Genomic DNA, 24563 nt, shown 5'->3' on the forward strand with positions numbered 1-24563 from the left:
CTGTTACCCCTTGGCGGTCAGGTTAACGGTCGGGTTGATCAACCCGTAGAGCAGATCGACCAGGGTATTGGTCACCACGAAGATCAGTCCCACGAAGATGACGTAGGCGGTGATGAGGGGCGTATCGACCCGGTGGATCGCCTCGAGGAACAGGAAGCCGGTACCCGGCCACTGGAACACGCTCTCGGTCAGGATGGTGTAAGCCACCATGGTGCCGATCTGCACCCCACCGACGGTAATGACCGGCAGCATGGTGTTCTTCAGAGCGTGCTGATAGTAGACCTTGTTGTTGTCCAGCCCCTTGGCACGGGCGAACTTGACGTATTCAGAGGAGAGCTGCTCCAGCATCTCGGAGCGCACCAGCCGGATAAACAGCGGCAGCATGATGGAGGAGAGCGACACCGCCGGCAGGATCAGGTGCAGGATGCCATCCCAGGTAAAGAAGCCCGACTCCCAGCCCAGCAGGTTACGGGTCTCGCCGCGGCCATAGGCTGGCAGCCAGCCCAGCTGGATGGAGAAGAGGTACATCAGCATGATGGCGGTCAAAAATACCGGGATCGAGATACCGATACTGCTCCCCGCCATGATGATCTTGGTGGGTATGCTGCGCGGGCGGATCGCCGAATAGACACCGAGTGGAATGGAAACCACCACGATGATGAGCGCGGCAGCAAACACCAGCTCAAGGGTAGCCACCAGCTTGTCGAGGATCACCTCGAGAGCGGGTCGCTTGAAGAAATAGGAGGTGCCCAAATCCCCATGCACCGCATTTTTCAGAAAGCGGCTGTATTTGATGAGGAAGGGATCGTTAAGGCCCATCTTCTCGCGCAACTCGTGACGCTGGGCTTCGGAGACGGATTGTCCCACCAGCTCACGCAACGGGTCACCCAGGTTGTCCTGGATGGAGAAGGCGACCAGGCTGATGACGAACATCACTATCACGGCCTGATAGAACCGTTTCAGCAGGAATGTAAACATGCTTGTCCTTCTACGTGGCCTGTGTCGTGGCACAGGCTTCTGTTAGTGGGCGGAGTGGCCAGCTGACCACCCCGCCCCGTCCTTCCTTGCGACGTTCTCTTACTTGCTGACCACCAGGTCACCCAGGTAAGGGAAGTTCATCACGTTGACCACTGGCTTGATGTCGACGTTCTTCTTGGCGCCATAGGCCAGATCTTCCCAGTGCAACGGCACATAGGCAGCATCTTCGATCAGCATGGCTTCGACCTTCTTGAGCATCTCGGCACGCTTGGCCGGATCGGTCTCGGCGTTGGCATCCATCACCAGCTTGTCAGCTTCGGCGTTGGCGTAACCGGCGCAGTTGTACTGGCCCATACCGGTCTTGGCGTCCTTGGTGAAGGTCAGGAACTCGAAGAAGTTCGCGGTATCTTCAGTGTCGGAGTGCCAGCCGATCAGCTGCATGTCCGCGGCGCACTTGTCAAACTCAGGCCAGTACTGGGCCACCGGCATGGTCTTCAGATCTACCTTGATGTTGATCTTGGCCAGCATGGCTGAGACAGCCTGGGCAATCTTGACGTCGTTGACGTAGCGGGCAGCCGGGGAGATGAAGGTCATCTTGAAGCCTTTCTCGTAACCGGCCTCTTTCATCAGCTCCTTGGCCTTGGCCAGATCATACTGGGGTACCAGCGCCTCGTTGTGACCGGCATAACCTTTCGGGCTCAGTTGGCCCGCTGGGGTACCGAAGCCCTTGTTGATCTTCTCGACGATGCCTACCTGGTTGATGGCGTAGTTGATCGCCTGACGTACACGCTTGTCTTTCAGTGCCGGGTTGGTGTTCTGGTTCAGCTCGATGATGATGGCGCGGGTACCGGACAGGGTAACCAGCTGGGAGTCCTTGCCATTCTTCACGCGCTCCAGATCGTTCGGCGCAACCGGATAGATCATGTCCACGTCGCCACCCAGCAGGGCTGCAACACGGGTCGCATCTTCCTTGATGGGCACCACGGTCAGGTTCTCGACGTTACCCTTGGAGGCTTTATCCCAGTAGTTGGCATTGCGGGCATAATCCAGCTTCACACCCTGCTCGCGGAACTTGACGGTGAACGGGCCAGTACCGGAGACGTGGGTAGAGGCATAGGAGTCGCCGTTTTTGACGATCTCGGCCTTGTCTTTGCCCGCTTCGGTCTTGCCGGTGTAGAACTTGGAGTCCATCGGGAAGATGTAGGTGACGGTCTGCAGCACCAGCGGGAACGGCTTGGCAGTGATCAGATCGACGGTATAGTCATCGACCTTCTTCACTTCGCTGATGGGATCGAAGATCGCCTTGAAGTCGACGGAGGATTTCAGGCGGTTGACGGTCCACACCACGTCGTCTGCGGTGAAGTCGTTACCGGAGTGGAACTTGACCCCTTTGCGCAGGTGGAAGCGGACGGTCTTGTCATCGACACGCTCGAACTTCTCGGCCAGACGGGGCTCGAACTGCAAGTCCTGGGTGTAACGCATCAGGGGATCGAATACCAGGTGCGACATCTCCAGGGTCTGACCGGAGAGCTGCTCCTGCGGATCCAGCGAAGTGGCGTCAGAAGCGACACCCACCTTGATATCAGCGGCTGAGACACTGAAGGCGAAACCGGCGGCAAACAGCGCCAGGGCAATCTTGGACAATCCTTTCTTCATCTTGTTCTCCATGCTTTTGGCTTTCTTATGACACTTTTTTTGACAAGCAGACCGGCGCACCGGCGCTCTCCTAGCTTGCGATTTCCAGCCCCTCGCGGGACATTCCCTTGAACTCCGGCATGAGGGAGATCAGCTTGCGGCTGTACTCATGCTCGGCATTGGTAAAGAGTTTCTCGGTCTCGGCCACTTCCACCAGATGACCGTGCTGCATCACCCCGATGCGGTCGCACATCTGGCGGATCACCGGCAGATCGTGGCTGATAAACAGCATGGTGAGCTTGAGCTCCTGCTGCAGATCCTTGAGCAGGTTGAGGATCTGGGCCTGCACCGACACATCCAGTGCCGAGGTCGGCTCATCGCAGATGAGGAAGCGCGGGCGAGTGGCCAGGGCGCGGGCAATGGAGATGCGCTGACGCTGGCCGCCGGAGAATTCGTGGGGATACTTGACCCCGGCACCGCGGCCAAGACCCACGTGATCCAGCAGATCGCCGACGATCCCCTCGATCTGGCTCTCGCTGCTCGCCAGCTGATGGAAGCGGATCGGCTCGGCAATGATGTCGCACACCTTCATCCGCGGGTTCATCGACGAATAGGGGTTCTGGAACACCATCTGCATCTGGCGACGCAGCGGGCGACGCTCGCGCTCGCTCTTGAGAGCGGTCAGATCGATCCCCTCGAAGAAAATCTTGCCGGTATCAGGCGGATAGAGGCCGGTGATGGCACGGGCAATGGTCGATTTGCCGGAGCCCGACTCCCCCACCAGACCGAAGGTCTCCCCTTCGAAGATCTCGAAGCTGATGTTGTTGCAAGCGCGCACATACTGGCGGCGGCTCGGGAAGATGGAGTCCTTGGTGACGAACTTCAGATCGACGTTCTCCACCCGCAGCAGCGCCCCTTCATAGGCACGCTCATCCTGACTCTGGCCGAGCCAGTGGGTCTTGAGGTCGATATTGGTATCCGGCGCACTGGCATCCTCGATATAGGAGACCAGCGGGAAACGCACCAGCTTCACATCGGAGCGGGGTACCGCCGAGATGAGGCTGCGGGTATAGGGGTGATTGGGGCTGCCCAGTACCTGTTCGGTCAGGCCGAACTCCACCAGATCGCCGCGATACATCACCGCCACCTTGTCGGTAACGTTGGAGACCACGCCCATGTCGTGGGTCACCAGCATGCAGCCCACCTGACGCTCTTTGCAGAGGGCGCGGATAAGCTGGAGGATCTGATCCTGAATGGAGACGTCCAGCGCCGTGGTCGGCTCGTCGGCGATGATCAGCTCCGGATCGCAGGAGAGCGCGATGGCGATAACCACCCGCTGACGCATGCCTCCGGAGAACTGGTGCGGATACTGCTTGATGCGCAGCTCCGGCTGCGGAATACCCACCGCCCCCATCAGCTCCAATGCCTTGGCAAAAGCGGCCTCGCGAGAGAGGTCGGTATTGGCCAGAATGGTCTCCACCAGCTGATGCTCAACGGTGAACAACGGGTTGAGGGAGGTCATGGGGTCCTGGAAGATGAACCCGATACGGGAACCACGGATGGCCCGCATCTCGTTCTGGCTCTTGCCGGAGATGAGCTCGCCATTGAGATAGATATCGCCACGGGCGATGCGGCCCGGCGGGCTCAGGAGATCGATAACGGCGTTGCCGATGGTGGACTTGCCGGCGCCGGATTCACCGACCACCCCGACAATCTCACCCTTTTCGATAGAGAAAGAGAGATCCTTCACCGCGGCCAGCACCCCGTAGCGGGAGGGGTACTCGATCCGCAAGTTCTTTACTTCGAGCAAGGACATGTTTACCTCTGCGGGGGACATCCGTCCCAAATAATTCGTCCGTAAATCAGCCGCAGATGCCGGTTGTTACCTTGGGCAATATTTGCTCAATCCATGAGGCAGCGAAACCAGCAATCCGGGCGGGTTTTTTGCATTTTTTTGGAATAACCCGCGAGTAACTTAGACGGTTTGACCACGGGTGTAAATGATTGAGTTATACAATTCCGCAATGTTTTGTGCAGATAACCACCAATTCGGCAGAGATAAATGATGATTTTCGTCACACAAATGGCCGGTGCGTCCGTACATCTATTGGTATCATTACTTTAATTTCAACAACAACGCAACAAGCAGCATTTATCACTATTTCCAAAACAATCACCAGCCCCGAATGAGTAGTGAATATTTATGTGAAAGGGATGATAAACGGCAGCATATGCCGATGAATGAAAATTAAGCAGATATAAATCGGGGGATGCCAGAACGGTCATCCCCCGGAAGGGGGCTCTCAGCCGAGCCAGAATGCCAGTAATTGCATACAAAACAGGGCGAACAGGCCGGCGATCAGATCGTCCAGCATGATGCCCAGGCCACCGTGGATCCGGCGATCAAACCAGGAGATGGGCCAGGGCTTGAGCACGTCAAACAACCGGAACAGCGCGAAGCCCGCCACCACCCACTCCCAACCGGCTGGCGCGGCGATCATGGTGACGCCAAAACCGATCACCTCGTCCCAGACGATGGCACCGTGATCCGGCATGCCGATGGCATCGGTGGCGCTCTGGCAGATACGAATACCGACCACAAAACCCACCACCAGCAAGGCGATAAACCAATAGGTCGGCAGACCGCTCACCAGCAGGTAGAGCGGAATGGCCGCCAGGGTGCCCATGGTGCCCGGCGCCTTGGGGCTGAGACCGGAACCAAACCCCACCGCCAAAAAGTGAAGCGGATTTTGCAGATCCAGTCGTGTCAGCTCGGGCTTTATCCTGAACAAACTCATGCGAAGTGATCCCACCCTTTCAGTTGCAGCTCGACCGCTTGGTCGCCACGCAGGTAGTCGATGCCCGGCTCGCCCGCCACGATGCGGCCGATGCGGCTGAACTTGACCCCGCTGTGGGCCAGCGCCGTATCGAGTGCGCCGCGGTGCTCCTCCGGTACGGTGAAGCAGAGCTCGTAGTCATCGCCACCGGCCAGCGCCAGTTGCCACGCCTCCTGCTCGCTCACCGCATCCTGCAGCACCGGCGAGAGCGGCAGCAGATCGAGATCGATCTGGGCCCGCACGCCGGAGGCCTTGAGGATATGGCCGAGATCCGATGCCAGCCCGTCGGAGAGATCCAGCGCACTCCCCGCCAGCCCGCGCAGCGCCTGACCGGCCAGAATGCGGGGATGGGGGTGGTCGAGCCGTGGCAGCACAGCTGCCAGCTGGTTCTCGTTGAGGGTGCGTTTGCCCAGCAGGTGGGAGAGCGCCAGCGCGGCATCACCCAGAGTGCCGGTCACATAGATGCCGTCACCGGCTTTGGCGCCGCTGCGCATCAGGGCGCGACCGGCAGGGACCGATCCCTTCACCGAGATGGTGATGGAGAGCGGCCCGCGGGTCATGTCTCCGCCCACCAGCGCCACGTTGTAGTACTCGGCCAGCTCCAGAAACCCTTCGGCAAAACCGGCGACCCAACCTTCGTTGATGGCAGGCAGGGTCAGCGCCAGCGACACCCAGCGCGGCTCGGCCCCCATGGCGGCGAGATCGGAGAGATTGACCGCCAGCGCCTTGTAGCCGAGATCCACCGGATCCATGTCGGGAAAGAAGTGTACGCCGCTCACCAGAGTGTCGGTGCTCACCGCCAGCTGGGTATCGGGGGGCAGGGTCAGCAGGGCACAGTCATCTCCAGGGCCCATCACCACGTCCTTGCGGGCGTGGGGGACCTTGAAGTACTTATCAATCAGCTCAAATTCACCCATACAGTAAAAAGCCAGCAATAAGCTGGCTCCTCTCTTAGATGCTGACGGACAGCAGGATCAACGCTTGTTCAGCGACTTGATCACCTTGTCCAGTACACCGTTGACAAACTTGTGGCTGTCATCGGCAGCAAAAGCTTTGGCCAGCTCGATCGCTTCGTTGATGACCACGCGCGGCGGTACATCATCACGACGGGTCAGCTCATAGGTCGCCAGACGCAGGATCGCCTTGTCCACCATGTCCACTTCTTCCAGCGGACGGGAGAGGAAAGGTGCAAACACCTTGTCCAGCTCGCTGCAGTGGAGGGCTACCCCGAACAGCAGATCGCGGAAATAGTTCAGGTCTACACCCTTGGTGTCCTGATCGATCTTGAACTGCTCTTCGATGTCACCCACGTTAGCCTTGGTCATCTGCCACTGGTAGATGGCCTGGGTGGCGCAATGGCGGGCTTTACGGCGCTCAGACGGTTTCAATGTACTTCTCCTCGTTACACGTCCAGTTCTTTCAGGACGTTGATCATTTCGAGCGCTGCCAGTGCAGCCTCTGCACCCTTGTTACCCGCCTTGGTACCTGCACGCTCGATGGCTTGTTCAATGTTTTCAGTGGTCAGCACACCGAAGGCAACGGGAATTTCATATTCCATCATTACCTGGGCCATGCCCTTGCTGTTCTCGTTTGCCACCAGGTCGAAGTGGTAGGTGCCGCCACGGATGACAGTACCGACCGCCACGATGGCGTCGTATTGAGCACTCTTGGCCAGCTTCTTGATGACCAATGGCATTTCAACCGCGCCCGGCACTTTTACCAGTGTCAGGTTGCTGTCCTGCACTTGACCTTGACGCTTCAGTACGTCCACCGCGCCGTTCACCAGACTGTCGTTGATGAAGCTGTTGAAACGGGCAACAACAATAGCAATGCGCGCCTCAGGAGCGGCGATATTTCCTTCGATAACCTTCATTGGAAATCCTGTATCTGTGCAATCAAAAGGGCCGGAGTCAAAAGTGCGCACATTCTAGCACAACAGACCCACGACAAAAACCATGGCCGCAATAGACGGCCATGATCGCGATGTAACCAGTCCGGCGCACTTGCTAGCCGGTAAATTCCACGACTTCCAGACCGAAACCGCCCGGAAGGGGATGGTACTTCTCTGGTAGTATGTTACTCGCCGACGTACTTAACCACTTCCAGAACGAAACCGCCCGAAAGGGGATGGTACTTCTCTGGTGGAACTTTATTCGCCGACGTACTCAACCACTTCCAGACCGAAACCACCGAGGGCATGGTACTTCTTCGGCGAGCTCAACAGGCGCATCTTGCTCACGCCAAGGGCCTTGAGGATCTGGGAACCCACACCAACACGGCGCGAGGTGCCCTGCCACTTGGCTCCTTCCGGCGCTAGCCCCTTGTCGGCGGCTTCAAAACCCTTGACCCGGGCCAGCAGCTCGGCGCCATGGGATTCCGCCCCCAAAATCACCAGTACGCCGCCTTCGTCGGCGATGCGGGCCATGGATTTTGGCAGCGGCCAGCTGCGGGCGGCGTGGCGGTCGGTCAGCAGCAGATCGCTCAGCACATCGTGCAGATGGACGCGCACCAGAGTCGGCTGGTCGGCCTGTACCTCACCCTTTTTCAGGGCAAAGTGAACCTGATTGTCGATGGTGTCGCGGAAAGTGATGAGGTCAAACTCGCCAAACTCGGTCGGCAGCTTGCACTCGGCCACCTTCTCGACCGTGGTCTCGTGCTGGTTGCGGTACTCGATAAGGTCGGCGATGGTGCCAAGCTTGATGCCGTGCTCCTCGGCGAACACCTCCAGATCCGGACGGCGCGCCATGGTGCCATCTTCGTTTAGGATCTCGACGATGACGGCCGCAGGCTCGAAACCAGCCAGACGGGCCAGATCGCAGCCCGCTTCGGTGTGGCCGGCACGGGTCAGCACGCCGCCATCCTGCGCCATCAGCGGGAAGATGTGGCCCGGCTGCACCAGATCGGCCGCCTTGGCATTGGGCGCCACAGCGGCCTGCACGGTCACCGCGCGATCGGCAGCGGAAATACCTGTGGTCACCCCTTCTGCCGCCTCGATGGAGACGGTAAAGGCGGTGGAGAACTGGGCATTGTTGCGATCCACCATCAGCGGCAGCGCCAATTGCTTGCAGCGATCCCGGGTCAGGGTCAGGCAGATGAGGCCACGGCCGTAGCGGGCCATGAAGTTGATATCCTCCGGACGGACGCAGGAGGCGGCCATGATGAGGTCCCCTTCGTTCTCCCTGTCCTCGTCATCCATCAGGATCACCATCTTGCCAGCCTTGATATCGGCAATGATTTCCTGGGTTGTGCTCAGCGCCATGGGCTACTCCATCAGTGTGCTTGGGGGTTGAGCCCGCAGGCTCAACGCAAATGCGAGTGTATGTTGCTCTAGATTGGGGCTAGCGGCTCCATTTCAATCAGAGCGGGATCACAGAAAATCGTTTTGGTGGCCAGATTTAGCGCACACAGTCAGAGAAAACCGGCCTTGGCCAGCGTCTCCATGGTCAGGGTCGAGGCGCTGCTCTCCTGACTTTTCCCCATCATCAGCCGCTCCAGATAGCGGGCGATCTGATCCACCTCGAGGTTGACCTTGTGGCCCGGCTTCCAGCTGGCGATGGTGGTCTCCTGGGCGGTATGAGGCACGATGGTCAGGCGAAACAGGTCTCCCTGCACCGCGTTGACGGTGAGGCTGATGCCATCCACCGCGATCGACCCCTTCTCGGCGATGTAGCGGGAGAGCTCCCCCGGCGCCTTGATCCAGTACTCGATAGCGCGGCCGCTGCTGGAGACGCTTTTCACCTCCCCTACCCCGTCCACATGGCCGGAGACCAGATGACCGCCGAGGCGGGAGGTGGGCATCAGCGCCTTCTCGAGGTTGACCCGATCGCCCACTCTGGCGGCGGCAAAACCGGTACGGGAGAGGGTTTCCAGCGACACGTCGGCGATATAGCTCTTGTCGCCCAGCGCCACCACGGTGAGGCAGACGCCGTTGGTGGCGATAGAGTCGCCCAGCTTGACGTCGCTAAAATCCAGGCCTGGTGCGTGGACGGTGAGGGCCATGTCGTCGCCCTGACGACGCAGTTCGGCCAGGGTTCCCACCGCTTCGATAATTCCGGTAAACATGCAGATCACCTTGCTGATGACGGGGGCAGCTGATGCCCCCTTGAACATTGATAAATCAGGCTATTTTGGCGGTAATGCGAATATCCGGCCCCACCATGCGCACATCCTTGATGGCGAGCTTGGGGGCCTGGAACAGCCGGGTCAGGCCCGGCAGATGGAACAGGCCACGCCCCTCGTCACCCATCAATTTTGGAGCCTGATAGAGCACCAGCTCATCCACCAGCCCTTTTTCCAGCAGAGCGCCGCACAGCCGCGGGCCCGCCTCGACCAGCACCGAGTTGACGTTCTGTTTGGCCAGCAGCATGAACAGGCTGACCAGATCCAGCTTGCCATCCAGCAGCGGCAGCTCCAGCTGCTGCACCCACGAAGGCCACTCGCCGGACACCTTGTGACGGGCCAGCAGCACCGGACTCTCGCTCTGGAATAGCGGCAGATCCGGGGTAAGCCGGTTTTGCGAATCGACGATGACCCGCAGCGGCTGGCGCAGGGTCTCCTTGGGATAGCTCGCCTTCACCGAGGGGGGCAGCTCGTCCCAGCGCACGGTCAGGGAGGCACCATCGGCCAGCACGGTTTCAGCGCTGGAGAGCACCGCATCGTGACGGGCCCGCAGCCGCTGCACGTCACGGCGCGCATCCGGGGAGGTGATCCACTGGCTCTCGCCGCTCGCCATGGCGGTGCGGCCATCGAGGCTGGCCCCCAACTTGACGGTCACCCGCGGGAAGGCAGTACGCATCCGCTTGAAAAAGCCCGGGTTGAGCGCTTCGGCTTCACTCGCCAACAGGCCGAAATCGGTCTTGATCCCCGCTTCGGAGAGCATCCGCAGGCCACGCCCACCCACCTGGGGATTGGGATCGACCATGGCCGCCACCACCCGGGCCACGCCGGCGTTGATCAGCGCCTCGGCGCAGGGGGGAGTACGACCGTGGTGGGAGCAGGGTTCGAGGGTTACATAGGCGGTGGCGCCACGGGCGTTGTCACCGGCGGCGCGCAGGGCGTAAACCTCGGCATGGGGCTCGCCCGCCTTCTGATGCCACCCTTCGCCAACTACCACGCCATCCTTGACCAGCACGGCGCCGACGCAAGGGTTGGGGGCCGTGGTGTAGCGGCCGCGGCGAGCCAGTTCGAGGGCCCGACTCATCCATTGGTAATCATCTTGACTAAACATTCGGGCTCCTTTGACAACACATCTCGGCTTTACGCAGTATCGTAGGTTCGATTAGCGCAGCGTAATCGGACGCGGCAACATGGGTAAGAATGGCGGTTTACTTCTCCAGCTTGGCGATCTCTTCGCCGAACTCGCGAATATCTTCGAAGCTGCGATAGACGGAGGCAAAGCGGATATAGGCCACCTTGTCGAGACTCTTGAGCTCATCCATCACCAGATTGCCTACCAGCTCGGAGGCGACTTCGCGCTCGCCGGTGGCACGCAGGCGGGATTTGATATGGTTGACCGCTTTTTCGATGGCCTCCATGCTCACCGGCCGCTTCTCCAGCGCCCGCAGGATGCCGGCACGCAGCTTGTCTTCATTGAACGGCTCGCGGGAGCCGTTGGACTTGATGACGCGGGGCATCACCAGCTCGGCCATCTCGAAGGTGGTAAAACGCTCGTGACAGAGCAGACACTCACGACGGCGGCGCACCTGATGGCCTTCTGCCACCAGACGGGAATCGATCACCTTGGTATCAACCGCACTACAGAATGGGCAATGCATCGGACCTCCGGCGTTAATGGAACAGGGACCGGCCCGGCGGGCCAGGATCTAGGTCGGCCAGTGTAGCACGGCCATCCAAAACCGGTAAAAGCCAGAAAAAACAATGCCACCCGCAGGTGGCATTGGTCTCAAACCGGATGGTCTGACTTATCAGCCATAAACCGGGAAGCGGCGGCAGATATCCAGCACCTTCTCGCGCACGGTGGCCAGCACGGCATCGTTGTCGTGGTTGTCCAGTACGTCGCAGATCCAGTGGGTCAGCTCGATGGACTCGGCTTCCTTGAAACCGCGGCGGGTGATGGCCGGGGTACCGATCCGCACACCGGAGGTGACGAACGGGGAGCGCGGGTCGTTGGGCACGGAGTTCTTGTTGACGGTGATGTTGGCTTTGCCCAGCGCAGCGTCAGCATCCTTACCGGTCAGCTCGCGACCGATCAGATCAACCAGCATCAGGTGGTTATCGGTACCGCCAGAGACGATCTTGTAACCGCGCTCGATAAAGGTGGCAGCCATCGCCTTGGCGTTTTTCACGACCTGAGCCTGATAGGTCTTGAACTCCGGCTCCAGCGCCTCTTTGAAGGCAACGGCTTTACCGGCAATGACGTGCATCAGCGGGCCACCCTGACCACCCGGGAAGACGGCAGAGTTGAGCTTCTTGTAGAGCTCCTCGTCGTCAGCGGCGGAGAGGATCAGACCACCGCGCGGACCGGCCAGGGTCTTGTGGGTGGTGGAGGTGACCACGTGAGCGTGGGGAACCGGGTTCGGGTAGACGCCAGCGGCAATCAGACCCGCCACGTGGGCCATGTCGACGAACAGGTAGGCACCGACCTTGTCGGCGATTTCGCGCATGCGAGCCCAGTCAACGATGCCGGAGTAGGCGGAGAAACCACCGATCATCATCTTCGGCTTGTGCTCGACAGCCTGACGTTCCATGTCGTCGTAGTCGATCTTGCCGGACTCATCGATACCGTAAGGCACGATGTTGTAAAGCTTGCCGGAGAAGTTGACCGGAGAGCCGTGGGTCAGGTGACCGCCGTGGGCCAGGTTCATACCCAGTACGGTGTCGCCCGGCTGCAGCAGAGCCATGTAAACGGCGCTGTTGGCCTGAGAGCCGGAGTGCGGCTGCACGTTAGCGTAAGTGGCACCGAACAGCTCTTTGGCGCGCTCGATAGCCAGGGTTTCGACCACATCCACATACTCGCAACCACCGTAGTAACGCTTGGAGGGGTAACCTTCGGCGTACTTGTTGGTCAGCTGGGAGCCCTGGGCTTCCATGACACGGGGGCTGGTGTAGTTCTCAGACGCAATCAGCTCGATATGCTCTTCCTGACGACGGGTTTCGTCTGTGATGGCCTGCCACAATTGCGGATCATAATTGGCGATGGTCATGTCACGTTTCAACATCCGTTTCTCTCCTGAAAATCGTTTGCGCGTTAGGTGAAGTGGGCGCGGGCATTGTAACGTGAGCTGGATCAAAGAGACAGTCCAACCACCTAAAAAAATGTTGAATTTATGTTGTAAAAAACAAGATTCCCTCCCCGTTCAATACCCTGGCCGCTCCGCCAAGCGGCACATTTTTCATCCCGCTGCGGGCGGGCAAAACCCGAAGGGGATCACAACGCCCTCTTTATCCATCCTGTAACATATTCATTCGAAACAAATTTAATGATGATGGAGCTGATTGCAGCCATGCATCCGAGGGGCTGCACCTAACCGGAGGAGTTCAAGATGGACCATCTGCTGACATTCGTGATCCTGGCTGTCTTTTTTCTGTTCTACTGGGTCTACTACACCAGCCAACGCAAGCATGTCCCCACCACCTCGTGGGATCAACTCCCCACCAAAGTCGACTATCTGGCGGCCCACCCTGAATCAGTCGATGGCGACATCATCTTCTGTTATCACTGCGGCCACCACGAGTTGCTGGAGGTGGGCATGGTGCACCTGACCGATTTTCGCCGGGAATGGGTCTGTGCCAAGTGCAAGCAGGTGCTGTTTCGCGAGAGCGAATAACGGCGCAGGGGCTGGCCCCCTCTGAACGTTGTGCATCGCCAGCAGGGATCAGAATGGCGCATCCCTGTTGGCCGCCAGCCACTGCTGCAACCCGCTCACCGCCGCGTCAAATTGCGCCCCGATTGCCGCAGGCTCCCCGCCTCCCGCCTCAAGAGCCGCACAGTGGCTGGCAAATTCGGTCAACCCCAGCGCCAGCGCACTCCCCTTGAGCTTGTGCGCCAGCTGACGTTGCTCACTTCCCCCATCCTGAGCCAACTTATCTACCAACACCCGCCCTTGCGACTCAAACAGCGCGACCAGCTGGCGGATCCGCACCATGCCGAGCAGGGGCAGATCGGCATCCAGTACCGGATTGGCCCACCCGGGCTGGTTAGTTGGGGGCACGACTACTGATAACTGCACCTGCGGCTCGATAGAGGCCCCTTCTTGCCGAAATAGTTGATCTATGGCGTTCGCCAGTACCGCCAGCCGCACCGGCTTGCCGACAAAATCGACAAACCCGGCGGCAAGGCAGTGGCGGATATCCTCCTGATACATCTGGGCCGAGATGGCGATGGCGGGCAGCGGCCGCTCATGCATCTCCTCGCTGATGGCTGCCAGATCCTCGCGCAGGGTCATGCCGTCCATATCGGGCAGATTGATATCGAGCAGCGCCAGCTCGAAGGGACGCTCGGTCACCAGCGCCAGCGCACTGCGACCATCCTCGGCCTGGGTGACGCGATGGCCGAGGCGGGTCAGCATGCCGTGCGCCACCAGCCGGTTGATCTCGTTATCCTCCACCAGCAAGATGTCACGGGACTGGCCAAGGTGCAGCGGTTGCGCCTCGGCAGGCAGCTGGGCACTCGAGCGTTGCAAGGGCAGGCTGAAGCTGAATTCACACCCCTTGCCCGGTTCGCTGACAAGGTTCAGCTCGCCCCCCATGGCAGTCACCAGCTTGCGGCTGATCGCCAGTCCCAGCCCGGTGCCGCCCTGATGGCCTATATCACGCTTGCGCTGGCGAAACGCCTCGAACACCGCCTCCTGCTCATCGGCCGGAATACCGGGGCCGGTATCGCGCACCACGAAGCGGATGCAGGGCTCGGCGCAAGGGCCATGACAGACAAGGGGCGCCACCGTCAGGGTAATCTGGCCACGGGCGGTAAACTTGACCGCATTGCCGAGCAAGTTGCCGAGCACTTGCCGCAGCTTGCCCAGATCCCCCTCGACCACAGGCGCCAGCCCGGGCGCATATTCCAGCGCCAGAGTGACCCCCTTGGCCGCAGCCTTTGGCCGAAACAACGCGCTGAGCTCATCCACCAGCTGGAACAGGGGAAAGGGCTCACGGCGCGCCTCCACATGGCCCGCCTCTATCTTGGAGTAGTCGAGAATGTCGTTGAGGATCTCCAGCAGGGATTCGCCGCTGTGCTCGATGGCGGCCAGATAGCGCTGCTGGGTATCGCTCAGGTGGGTATCTTCCAGCAGTGTCAGCCCCCCCAGAATGCCGTTCATGGGGGTGCGGATCTCGTGGCTCATGGTGGCGAGAAACACCGACTTGGCCCGGTTGGCCTGCTCGGCCTCGGCGCGGGCCTGCCGCTGCATCTCCACCTCCTCATTGAGCCGCTCGTTGGCGTAGCTGAGCTGGCCGGTGCGCTCCTCGACCCGCGACTCCAGCTCGCGCTGATAGCGGCCCAGCTCCACCGCATTGTCACGAAACACCTGCAAGGCCCGGCCCAGCTCCGCCAGCTCATCGCGCCCGGTACTGGCGATAGGCTCAAGGGGAGCCAGATCTCCGCGCGCCAACCGGCTCATCCCCGCCACCGCCCGTTGCAGCGGCCAGACGATCCGGCCATAGACCATGCGCCACATCAGCAGCATCAGTAGTAGCAGGGTGAGCAGGCCTATGGCCATCAACGCCTGCTCCAGCAGCCTGAGGCGCTGGCTTAGCGCCTGCTGGCTCTGCCCCAGCGAATCGCGGGCACGGCTGACCAGCTCTCCGACCTGCTGGTTGAGGCTGCTCATCAGGGCTTCATTGGCATTGGCCAGCACCCGCAGCGCCTCCCCCTTGCCGAGCCAGTCGCTGCGCAGTTGCATCAGCTTGTCACTCTGTGCCAGCACGGTCAGCGCCTGCTCCACCGCCTGCCGGCGGGCCGGGTCGGTCACCGCCCCGGCCCGCAGTTGCAAGATAGCCAGCTCCCGCTGCCCCTCTTGCAATAGCGTTTGCAACTGTTCCTGCCGTTCGCTGCGCCACATCTCTTCGATGCGCTGCTGCTGCATCAGGGTGCGATGACGCAGCTCGGTCATCTGCTCCAGCCAGTCGAGATCCTGCTCCAGCAGGCGGTCCAGCGTCCGGGTCGCCTGCGCACCTTGCTGTTGGTAGAGGGAACCCAACCCCGCCACCATCACGGTTTCGGCGTTCTCCATCTGGCTTCTCGCCAGCTCGGCGATCTGCCCAGCCGCCGCCACCAGACGGGCCCGCTGCGCCTCCCCCTGCGCCATCAGGGTCAGGCGCTCCCCCACCAGCCAGCCCTGCTGACCCAGATTGCCGATGATGCTCTGACTGAGCTGATCGAGGCTTGTTGAACCCTGCCCACGGCCGAGTTGCGCCAGCACCTGCTGCAGCTGTTGCCCCTGCAGAGTGAGCAAGCGTCCCTGATGCTCCCGCTCCTGCTCGCTGGTTGCGGTGGCCAGCAGTCGTGACGCGCTCTGGATCTCGCCGCTGAGACGAGAGAGCGTGCGGGCCAGCTCCTGATCGGCCAGAGTCTGCTGCACTCCTTGCTCCAGCTGGCGCAGATGGCTAAGCCCCACCCAGCCCAGCAGGGAGGCACTCAGGGTCAGCAACGCCATCAGGGAGAAGGCCAGCAGCAACTTGCCACCCAGGCCGGAAAAGATTCTCACGGGAAGTCCCTTGGTTGTGGTCGGCTTTGACCGGATAATATGGCCCAACACTTTAACAAAACCCCTGACCATGCGAAGCGTCTATCTCTCCCCGTTGTTGCTGATCTGGTTGCTAATGCTTCCCCGCGCCGCCCTCGCCTTTGCGGTCGAAATCTGGCCCGGCGGCGAATTCAGCGGCCAGCCGGTGCGCCAGCAGTGGCAGGAACCCGCCGCCGCAACCAAGCCGCTGACCCTCTGTGCCCTCTACCCCCATCTGCGCGACGCCTACTGGCTTTCAGTCAATCAGGGCATGGTGGACGAAGCGAAGCGGCAGGGAGTCAAGTTGCAGATCCACGAAGCGGGGGGTTACGGTGCCCTCGCCGAGCAGCGCCAGCAGTTGCTGCGCTGCGTGCAGGAAGGGAGCGACGCCATCTTGCTCGGCGCGGTGAGCTATCAGGGCTTGCGCGAGGCCATCAAGGTCACGCCGCTGCCGGTCTTTGGGTTGGTCAACGATCTGCCCAGCGGTCTGGTGCAGGCGAAGGTGGGGGTCTCCTGGTACCAGATGGGCTGGCAAATTGGCCACTGGCTGGCGAAGCGCCACCCCGCCGGCAGCAAGCCGGTCTCGGTCGCCCTCTTCCCCGGCCCGCAGGCGAGTGGCGGCAACAACTTTGTCGAGCCGGGCTTTGCCGACGCCATCAAGGGGAGCGCCATCAAGCTGGTCACCACCGAACGCGGCGACAACAGCCGGGAAATCCAGCGCACGCTGGTGCAGCAGACGCTGGCCCGCTATCCCGACCTCGACTATCTGGTGGGGGGCGCCATCGCCGCCGAAGTGGCGGTCAACGAGCTGGCGCAGCGCCATCTCGACAGGCCCCAGGTGCTGAGCACCTACTTCAGCCACGGGGTACAGCGGGGCCTGCGCCGGGGCAAGATCCTGGCCGCCAACAGCGATCAGATGCGGCTGCAGGGGCGCCTTGCGGTCGCTCAGGCTGTCTGCCTGCTACAACACCCTGATGCCAATACCGAGCAGTGCCCGCGGGTGATGGGGCCACCCATTCTGACGCTCTCTGCACCGCTGGCCGACCCTGCAGATTCCCTCTCGGATGGCGCTTTTCGTCCCGTCTATCGGGTCGAATAGCCGTTCCAAATCCGATCAGCACACTCAAGGAGAAGAGATGAAAGAGTTACATGCCAGCTGCCTGTGCGGCGCCGTCGCCCTGACCCTGCCGGATCAGTTCGACTACATGGGTAACTGCCACTGCAGCGAATGCCGCAAGTTTTCAGGGGGAGATTACGCCTCGGTCGGCGGACTGGATGGCAACAAGGTCACCATAGTGAAGGGGGAAGAGGCCATCGGCCGCTACCGGAAATCGGCAGAGACCACCCTGGCCTTCTGTCGTCACTGCGGCTCCAGCCTGTTCAGCCAGAAGAGCAGCAGCGGCAAGATCAATCTGCGGTTGGGGGTACTGGACGACGTGCCGAGCCAGCGACCCGCGTTTCACATCTTTGTCGGCTCCAAGGCGCCCTGGCACCAGATTGGCGACGACTGCCCGCAATTTGATACCCGCCCGCCGGTCTGATACCCGGTCAAACAGGTCAAGGCCACCGCAACGGGATCAGGAGGCTATCTCGCCGGCAAACAGATAGCCTTCACCATGGACGGTGACAAACAGCTGGGGATCCCGCGGATCCGCTTCCATCTTGCCGCGCAGCCGCCGGATCAACACGTCTATGGTGCGATCGCTCGGGCCATCGCCGCGATGGCTGATGAGGGTCAGGATCCGCTCCCGACTGAGCACCCGCCCGGCATGGGCGACAAAGGCCACCAGCACTTCATATTCGGCCTTGGTCAGACGCACCGGCACTCCGTCCTTGCTGAGCTGGCGGCGGGGAATGTCAAAACGCCAGGGGCCGAAGCGCACCGCATCGTCAGCCACCGCAGGCTCGCTCGGCGCGGCGGCCGCCAGCGAGATCCGCCACAGCAGATTCTTGACCCGCACCAGCAGTTCCCTGAGCTCGAACGGCTTGGTGACATAGTCGTCGGCCCCCATCTCGAGGCCGACAATCCGGTCCACCGCATCGCTGCGGCCGGTGACCAGAATGATCCCCACCGTGCTGCGAGCCCGCAGTTCACGGGTCAGCAGCAGACCATCTTCCCCCGGCAGGTTGATATCCAGCATCACCAGATCGACCGTCTGTTCCGCCAACACGGCGCGCATCTCCTGGCCATTTTCGACCGCAGTCACCCGATAGCCCTCCCGCTCGAAATAGCCGGTCAGCTTCTCGCGGGTAACCGCATCATCTTCAACAACCAGAATGTGGTAGCTCATGGGCAGGGTTCACGATGGTCGACAAGGGAGGATTATTCTATTCACATTTTGTCATAAATACCCCTATTTCATTAAGGAAGGTGCGATTTAATCAGTCATGACGATCCAGAGCCTGGATATCCTCCTTACGCGGCAAAGTAAGCACCCCAGTTTGGACAATATTTAATCTCCCCCATCAACTCAGGGTAAGCAAAATGTCACTGCTCCACTGATATTACAATGATTTTCACGACATCCCCGCCAGTTGTCCCGCCCGCACCAAATTGCACATTGCAAACAGCATTGAAAGCCGGTTGTGGTTCTTCATCAGTCCCCGTAATCGTGTTTTGCTGAAACCAAACTGGCACTTCAGTATCCGGAAAGGATGCTCAACCTTTGCCCTAATACCTGCTTTCACATATTCATCATGCAGCGCCTGCTTATTCAGCCGGGGATGCTGTCTGAGCTTTTTTACGGCATGAGGACCTTTGGCAATAAACCACTCTTTAACCCGATGTGTCAGAGAGTCCCGTTTTTCTGCCCCGCGATATCCGGCATCGGCGAAGACAATTGCTACCGGCTCCGTAATCAGGCTATCCGCCGCATTCAGGTCATGCACATTTGCCGCCGTGGTCACTACTTTTTCCGTCAAGCCTGTGGCCGCATCAACAGCAATATGAGCTTTCATACCAAAGTACCACTGATTTCCCTTGCGGGTCTGATGCATTTCAGGATCCCGTTGACCGGCTTTATTTTTTACGGAACAGGGAGCGGAAATAATGGTCGCATCGATAATGATGCCCTGACGTAACATCAGTCCGGCCTGCTTCAGTTTCTGGTTAATCAGTGCCAGTATCTGTTCTCCTGCATGATGTTTCTCCAGAAAATGGCGGAAATTCATGATGGTTGTGCGATCTGGCACCGTGTCACAGATCCCCGCAAATTGACGGAACGGCAGGACATCATGCAGGGCGTCTTCAGCCGCTCCGTCACTGAGGTCAAACCAGAGTTGCAGGCAGTGGATACGGAGCATAAGCACCAGGGGGAAAGGCCGTCGGCCGCGACGGGATGACGGATAGACGTGAAGCAGCTTATCAGCAATATCCTGCCACGGCACCAGAACATTCATACGGTCAAGAAAACGGGATTTACGGGAGGAATAGCTGGAAATGGCAGGCATTGTAAACAGCTCATGATAAAGAAAGCTTTATGTTCTCACATATGACGATTAAATCGCACCTTCCTTAATTTGTGGCGGCAGCCCTGTTCACAACGCCTCCCTATCATGGCTCCCATCAAAAAAGTGATGTGAGAGAGCATGATGAAAAAACTGTGGCACTTCCTGCGCACCCCCAGCCGTCGCTGGTCGGTACTGGCGCTGCTTCTGGTGGGCGTCGGCGTCACCCTCGCGGGCACCGTCGGCCTGCACTACGGCTTTGAGAAAACCAGCAGCCTCGAATTCTGTATCTCCTGCCACTCCATGAAAGACACCGTCTATCCGGAGTACAAGGAGTCCATCCACTTCAAGAATGCCTCAGGGGTACAGGCGGTCTGTACCGACTGTCATCAGCCGAAGGATTTCGTCGGTAAGGTGGCCCGCAAGATGGAGGCGGCCAACGACCTCTATCAGGAGTACATAGGCCACAGCATCGACACCCAGGAGAAGTTCGAGGACCGGCGCCTGCATCTGGCCGAGAAGGTGTGGGCACGGATGAGCAGCCAGAACTCCAAGACCTGCAAGTCCTGCCACAGCTACGACAACATGGATCACGCCAAGCAGTCCCCGGCGGCTGCGCTGGCGATGAAAGATGCGGCGGCAAAGAACATGAACTGCATCGAGTGCCACAAGGGCATCGCCCACGAACTCCCCAACATGGCGGGCGGCTTCCGGGCCACTTACGCCACCCTGGTCAGCGACGCACAAGAGGCGCCAGCCACCGAGACCCTCTACAACCTGGGTGAAAAAGATCTCTATGCCAGCGAACAGAGCAGCGACCCGGTCGGCAAACTGCTGCCCGCCTCCCGCATCGATGTCGTAGACCGCAGCGGCGATCGCCTCAAGGTGACCATCGAAGGGTGGCGCGAGAGCGATGGCAAGGGCCGGGTGCTGAGCGAATACATGGGCAAGCGGGTCTTCGTCGCCACCATCCGTGACGAACTGAAAGCGAGCGAGAAAGTGCTCAAACAGGAGACCGACAGCGTCACTCATATCAAGTGGGAGCAGGTTCAGGTGCAGGCCTGGGTCGATGGCAAGGGCTTTGAGTCCTCACTCAAGCCAATCTGGGATTACGCCGGCGAGATGTACAAATCCACCTGCAACTCCTGCCACGGCGCGCCGGATCCCGCTCACTTCACTGCCAACGGCTGGATTTCGGGACTCAAGGCGATGTCTGCCTACTATCGCCTGAGCAAGGAAGAGGAGCGCACCCTGCTCAAATACCTGCAAAACCATGCCGCCGATACCGGTGGTCAGGGCAGCCACTAAGTCCGGATTCGAAAGAGGAATAACAAGATGATCAATATTTCCCGTCGTGGTTTTCTGGGTGGCTTGCTGGCCAGCGGTGCCTCTGCCCTGATAGGCCCCTCCCTGCTCGGTCGCGCCGTGATGGCCGCCGAGTCCGGCGAAAAACTGGTGCAGTCCGGCTCCCACTGGGGCGCCTTCCGGGCCCGGGTGGTCGATGGACGCTGGGTCGAGACCCTGCCGTTCGAGCATGACAAGCACCCCACCGACATGCTCAAGGCCTTGAGTGAAGTGGTCTACAACCCCTCTCGCATCCGCTACCCCATGGTGCGACTGGACTGGCTGCGCAAGGGCCACCAGTCCGACACCAGCGAACGCGGCCAAAACCGCTTCGTGCGGGTCACCTGGTCACAAGCGCTGGACTTCTTCTATCACGAGCTGGAGCGGGTGCAGAAGACCTATGGCCCGAGCGCCCTCTATGCCGGCCACTCCGGCTGGCAGTCGGTGGGCAAGCTGCACTCCGCTGGCGCCATGCTGGGGCGCGCCATGAACCTGCACGGCACCTTTCTGGCCAAGGCCGGTGACTACTCCACCGGTGCCGCCCAGGTGATCCTGCCCCACGTGGCGGGCGCCATGGAGGTGTATGAGCAGCAGACCTCCTGGCCGCTGGTGCTGGAACACAGCAAGACCATCGTCATCTGGGGCTCCGATCCCATCAAGAACCTGCAGGTGGGCTGGCTGGTGCCGGATCACAGCGTCTACGACTACTGGGCACAGCTGAAAGAGAAGGTGGCCAAGGGCGAGATCCGGGTGATCAGTGTCGACCCGGTCAAATCCAAGACCCAGAAGTACCTCAATTGCGATCAGGTGACCCTGAATCCGCAAACCGACGTACCGCTGATGCTGGGCATCGCCCACACCCTCTACAGCGAGAAGCGCCACGACGAGGCGTTCCTGAAGAACTACACCACCGGTTTTGACAAGTTCCTGCCCTACCTGCTGGGCACCAGCGATGGTCAGGTGAAGGATGCCGAGTGGGCCGCCACCATCTGTGGCATCCCTGCCGAGACCATCCGCGAGCTGGCCCGTACCATGAGCAGCGGCCGCACCCAGCTTATCGGCGGCTGGTGCGTGCAACGCATGCACCACGGCGAGCAGTACGCCTGGATGCTGGTGGTACTGGCCTCGATGCTTGGTCAGATCGGCCTGCCGGGGGGCGGTTACGGCTTTGGCTGGCACTACAACGGGGCGGGCACCATCACCTCCAGCGGCCCCATCATGTCCGGTTTCAGCTCGGTCATTCCCGGGGTCAAACCGCTCCATGATGGCAACTGGAAGGGCTACTCCAAATTCATTCCGGTGGCCCGTTTCGTCGACTGCATCCTCAATCCAGGCAAGCAGATCGCCTTCAACGGCCAGACCATCACCTACCCCCACATGAAGATGGCGGTGTTCTGCGGAAACAACCCGTTCCATCACCAGCAGGATCGCAACAAGATGGTCGCTGCCTGGCGCAAGCTGGAAACCGTGGTCAGCATCGATCACCAGTGGACCGCCAGCTGCCGCTTTGCCGATATCGTGCTGCCCGCCACCACCACCTATGAGCGGGATGACATCGAGCAGTGGGGTTCTCACTCCAACGCGGGCATTCTGGCCATGTACAAGGTAGTGGAGCCGCTGTTCGAGGCGCGGGATGACTACGACATCTTTGCTGATCTCTGCCGTCGCTTCGGTCGCGAGGCCGAATTCACCGGTGGCAAGAGCAAGCTGGAGTGGATCCAGAGCATCTATGACGACGCCCGCCTGCAGGGTCGCGGCATCGGCATTCGACTACCCCGTTTCAGCCAGTTCTGGCACGGCGAAGGCTTCGTCACCTTCCCGGCGGGCCAACCCTGGGTACGTCACGAGTCGTTCCGTCAGGAGCCGGATCTGGAGCCGCTGGGCACCCCGTCTGGCCTTATCGAGATCTACTCCAAGACCATCGCCGACTACGGCTATGGGGATTGCCCGGGCCACCCGGTCTGGATCGAACCCTACGAGCGCTCTCACGGCGGGCCGGGCAGCAAACAGTACCCGCTGCACCTGCAATCCTGCCACCCGGACAAACGGCTGCACAGCCAGCTCTGCTCCTCCGACAACTACCGAGCCACCTACACGGTGCAGGGTCGCGAGCCTGTCTATATGAATCCGCAGGATGCCAAATCCCGCGGCCTCAAGGACGGCGATCTGGTGCGGGTGTTCAACGGTCGCGGTCAGGTATTGGCCGGTCTGGTGGTAAGCGATGACTACGCCCCCGGCGTGGTGCGCATTCAGGAAGGAGCCTGGTATGGGCCGCAAGAGGGTGGCAAGGTAGGGACTCTCTGTACCTACGGCGATCCCAACGTGCTGACCGCCGACATCGGCTCTTCCAGCCTGGCGCAGGCCACCACGGCCCATACCGCGCTGGTGGAGATCGAGAAGTTCCGCGGACAGGCACCGGCAGTCACTGCCTTCGGCGCGCCGGAATCGGCAAAGGGCATCGACCCCATGTTCCCGGCACTCTGACCCCGGGGGGACGAAAGCACCCCCTTGAGTTTCCTTTATTTTTAAAGTCGTTAGAATCGGGAGCCATCAAGGCTCCCGATTGCCATCCACGGAGGAAAAATGCAGGAATTTATGGCTACCAGCGAACGCCGGGCCGAACTCTACTGGTGGTTCTCCACCCTGTTCGCCGCCGAACTCAGTGATGAGCAGATCGCCGAATATGACACCTATGATGTGCGAAGCTTCCTGAAAAGCCTCTCCACCCTGGATCCGATGCGTGAAGCCGTGGCCGAACTCAACGATGCCATCGCCCGCCTGCTGGTGCGCCCGGATCGCCAGCTGGAACTGGCCGCCGACTTCGCCGGCCTGTTTCTGGTGGATCCCAAACAGGGCGCCCTGCCCTACGAATCGCTCTACCGCGGCGATGCCAAGCTACTGATGCAGGCCCCGATGGCCGAGATGCAGGCCCGCCTCGATCGCCTCGGCATCAATGTCAGCGATAAATACAAAGAGCCTGCCGACCATCTGGCCATCGAGCTGGATCTGATGGGCAATCTCATCATCCGCGCGGCGGAAGCCAAGAGCGCGGCCGAGCGGGAACGCTGGCTCGACGAGCAGGAAGCGCTGCTGCACGGCCATCTGCTTGGCTGGTTCGACAAGTTCGAAAGCGCCTGTCGCGCCGCCGACCGGTTTGGCTTCTACGGCGCCAGTGCCCGTCTGCTGGGGGTCTTCCTCAAGATGGATGCCAACTACCTCTCTCTGGTCAAACCGGCACCGTCTGCCGACTGAGGCCGCGATGAAGACAGCCCTGCTTCTGATTGCATGCTGGCTACTGGCCCTGATCCCGCTGGATCAGGGCATTACTCCCCTGATTGCGCTGCTGTTCAACCCGGATCGCGAGCTCTACGGCACCGCCCAGCTCACCGGCTTTGCCGGCATCCTGCTCACCCTCTACCTTGCCAATCTCGGCGTCGAGGTGGTGTTGCGCCGCCGCTTCCAGATCGCCGGCATGCTGGCGCTGCTGGCCGCCTGGATCGACTTCATCAACAGCAGCGGCAGCGAGTCGCACTTCCTGCTGCTCTATCTGCTTGCCCTCCCGTTCCATCTGCTCGGCTGGCTGGTATTTGTGCGCGGTATTCAGGCGTTTGGTCGCCAGAAGGGATAACCACTCGCCCCTTTT

Annotated in this window: 22 protein-coding genes; 7 read left to right on the forward strand and 15 right to left on the reverse strand. The window is 60.5% G+C overall.

The window, feature by feature from the left end; all coding sequences use genetic code 11:
- Positions 1 to 3: 3 nt before the first annotated feature.
- From ACTG20_RS18445 to glyA, 12 genes are all read right to left on the reverse strand, one after another.
- Positions 4 to 978: an ABC transporter permease gene (locus ACTG20_RS18445; RefSeq protein WP_005349514.1), complete on the reverse strand. Its 975-nt coding sequence runs from the start codon at positions 976 to 978 to the stop codon at positions 4 to 6.
- 99 nt (positions 979 to 1077) lie between these two features.
- Positions 1078 to 2634 carry an ABC transporter substrate-binding protein gene (locus ACTG20_RS18450; RefSeq protein ID WP_042054176.1) on the reverse strand — a complete coding sequence of 519 codons (1557 nt, stop codon included), beginning with the start codon at positions 2632 to 2634 and terminating at the stop codon, positions 1078 to 1080.
- Between the two features lie 70 nt (positions 2635 to 2704).
- Positions 2705 to 4429 (reverse strand): dipeptide ABC transporter ATP-binding protein, encoded by a 1725-nt coding sequence (locus tag ACTG20_RS18455; RefSeq protein WP_194496594.1) that lies wholly within the window; start codon positions 4427 to 4429, stop codon positions 2705 to 2707.
- A gap of 487 nt (positions 4430 to 4916) precedes the next feature.
- Positions 4917 to 5411, reverse strand: coding sequence for a phosphatidylglycerophosphatase A family protein (locus ACTG20_RS18460; RefSeq protein WP_194496595.1), 495 nt, complete (start codon positions 5409 to 5411; stop codon positions 4917 to 4919).
- The gene (gene thiL, locus ACTG20_RS18465; protein ID WP_026034998.1) at positions 5408 to 6367 is read right to left on the reverse strand and encodes a thiamine-phosphate kinase; all 960 of its coding nucleotides are present in this window, start codon (positions 6365 to 6367) and stop codon (positions 5408 to 5410) included. The genes ACTG20_RS18460 and thiL overlap by 4 nt, the downstream gene beginning before the upstream one ends.
- 57 nt (positions 6368 to 6424) lie before the next feature.
- Positions 6425 to 6838 (reverse strand): transcription antitermination factor NusB, encoded by a 414-nt coding sequence (gene nusB, locus ACTG20_RS18470; RefSeq protein ID WP_005343514.1) that lies wholly within the window; start codon positions 6836 to 6838, stop codon positions 6425 to 6427.
- Positions 6839 to 6852: 14 nt separating this feature from the next.
- Complete coding sequence (gene ribH, locus ACTG20_RS18475) at positions 6853 to 7323, reverse strand: 6,7-dimethyl-8-ribityllumazine synthase (protein WP_194496596.1); 471 nt, start codon at positions 7321 to 7323, stop codon at positions 6853 to 6855.
- 276 nt (positions 7324 to 7599) lie between these two features.
- Positions 7600 to 8709: a bifunctional 3,4-dihydroxy-2-butanone-4-phosphate synthase/GTP cyclohydrolase II gene (ribBA, locus tag ACTG20_RS18480; protein ID WP_005358461.1), complete on the reverse strand. Its 1110-nt coding sequence runs from the start codon at positions 8707 to 8709 to the stop codon at positions 7600 to 7602.
- A gap of 149 nt (positions 8710 to 8858) precedes the next feature.
- Positions 8859 to 9512, reverse strand: a complete 654-nt coding sequence (locus tag ACTG20_RS18485) for a riboflavin synthase (RefSeq protein WP_194496597.1) — start codon at positions 9510 to 9512, stop codon at positions 8859 to 8861.
- 55 nt (positions 9513 to 9567) lie between these two features.
- The gene (ribD, locus tag ACTG20_RS18490; RefSeq protein ID WP_139405707.1) at positions 9568 to 10677 is read right to left on the reverse strand and encodes a bifunctional diaminohydroxyphosphoribosylaminopyrimidine deaminase/5-amino-6-(5-phosphoribosylamino)uracil reductase RibD; all 1110 of its coding nucleotides are present in this window, start codon (positions 10675 to 10677) and stop codon (positions 9568 to 9570) included.
- Between the two features lie 97 nt (positions 10678 to 10774).
- Positions 10775 to 11224, reverse strand: a complete 450-nt coding sequence (gene nrdR, locus ACTG20_RS18495) for a transcriptional regulator NrdR (RefSeq protein ID WP_005338880.1) — start codon at positions 11222 to 11224, stop codon at positions 10775 to 10777.
- A gap of 150 nt (positions 11225 to 11374) precedes the next feature.
- Complete coding sequence (glyA, locus tag ACTG20_RS18500; RefSeq protein ID WP_005338884.1) at positions 11375 to 12628, reverse strand: serine hydroxymethyltransferase; 1254 nt, start codon at positions 12626 to 12628, stop codon at positions 11375 to 11377.
- A 324-nt stretch (positions 12629 to 12952) separates the two neighbouring features.
- Here glyA and ACTG20_RS18505 point away from each other — a divergent pair, with 324 nt between their 5' ends.
- On the forward strand, positions 12953 to 13237 hold the full coding sequence (locus ACTG20_RS18505) for a hypothetical protein (protein WP_194496598.1): 285 nt from the start codon (positions 12953 to 12955) through the stop codon (positions 13235 to 13237).
- A 48-nt stretch (positions 13238 to 13285) separates the two neighbouring features.
- Here the strand turns inward: ACTG20_RS18505 and torS are convergent, their stop codons facing one another.
- Positions 13286 to 16111, reverse strand: a complete 2826-nt coding sequence (gene torS / locus ACTG20_RS18510) for a TMAO reductase system sensor histidine kinase/response regulator TorS (RefSeq protein WP_194496599.1) — start codon at positions 16109 to 16111, stop codon at positions 13286 to 13288.
- Between the two features lie 70 nt (positions 16112 to 16181).
- Here torS and torT point away from each other — a divergent pair, with 70 nt between their 5' ends.
- Positions 16182 to 17228: a TMAO reductase system periplasmic protein TorT gene (torT, locus tag ACTG20_RS18515; protein WP_194496600.1), complete on the forward strand. Its 1047-nt coding sequence runs from the start codon at positions 16182 to 16184 to the stop codon at positions 17226 to 17228.
- Between the two features lie 37 nt (positions 17229 to 17265).
- Positions 17266 to 17670: a GFA family protein gene (locus ACTG20_RS18520; RefSeq protein WP_005338893.1), complete on the forward strand. Its 405-nt coding sequence runs from the start codon at positions 17266 to 17268 to the stop codon at positions 17668 to 17670.
- Positions 17671 to 17706: 36 nt separating this feature from the next.
- On the opposite strand, the gene torR is transcribed toward ACTG20_RS18520, so the two are convergent.
- Together torR and ACTG20_RS18530 are read right to left on the reverse strand one after the other, a co-directional pair.
- A complete protein-coding gene (torR, locus tag ACTG20_RS18525; protein WP_042080622.1) occupies positions 17707 to 18420 on the reverse strand; it encodes a two-component system response regulator TorR in 714 nt (237 codons plus the stop codon).
- A 226-nt stretch (positions 18421 to 18646) separates the two neighbouring features.
- Positions 18647 to 19579 carry an IS5-like element ISKpn13 family transposase gene (locus ACTG20_RS18530; RefSeq protein WP_004235553.1) on the reverse strand — a complete coding sequence of 311 codons (933 nt, stop codon included), beginning with the start codon at positions 19577 to 19579 and terminating at the stop codon, positions 18647 to 18649.
- 138 nt (positions 19580 to 19717) lie between these two features.
- Here ACTG20_RS18530 and torC point away from each other — a divergent pair, with 138 nt between their 5' ends.
- From torC to ACTG20_RS18550, 4 genes are all read left to right on the forward strand, one after another.
- Complete coding sequence (torC, locus tag ACTG20_RS18535; protein ID WP_194496601.1) at positions 19718 to 20884, forward strand: pentaheme c-type cytochrome TorC; 1167 nt, start codon at positions 19718 to 19720, stop codon at positions 20882 to 20884.
- Between the two features lie 27 nt (positions 20885 to 20911).
- A complete protein-coding gene (gene torA, locus ACTG20_RS18540; RefSeq protein ID WP_194496602.1) occupies positions 20912 to 23404 on the forward strand; it encodes a trimethylamine-N-oxide reductase TorA in 2493 nt (830 codons plus the stop codon).
- Between the two features lie 99 nt (positions 23405 to 23503).
- The gene (gene torD, locus ACTG20_RS18545) at positions 23504 to 24172 is read left to right on the forward strand and encodes a molecular chaperone TorD (protein WP_005358423.1); all 669 of its coding nucleotides are present in this window, start codon (positions 23504 to 23506) and stop codon (positions 24170 to 24172) included.
- A gap of 7 nt (positions 24173 to 24179) precedes the next feature.
- Complete coding sequence (locus ACTG20_RS18550) at positions 24180 to 24548, forward strand: hypothetical protein (RefSeq protein WP_042080620.1); 369 nt, start codon at positions 24180 to 24182, stop codon at positions 24546 to 24548.
- Positions 24549 to 24563: the final 15 nt, after the last annotated feature.

The organism is Aeromonas sp. 84A, from assembly GCF_051919345.1.
GTDB lineage: Bacteria > Pseudomonadota > Gammaproteobacteria > Enterobacterales > Aeromonadaceae > Aeromonas > Aeromonas veronii.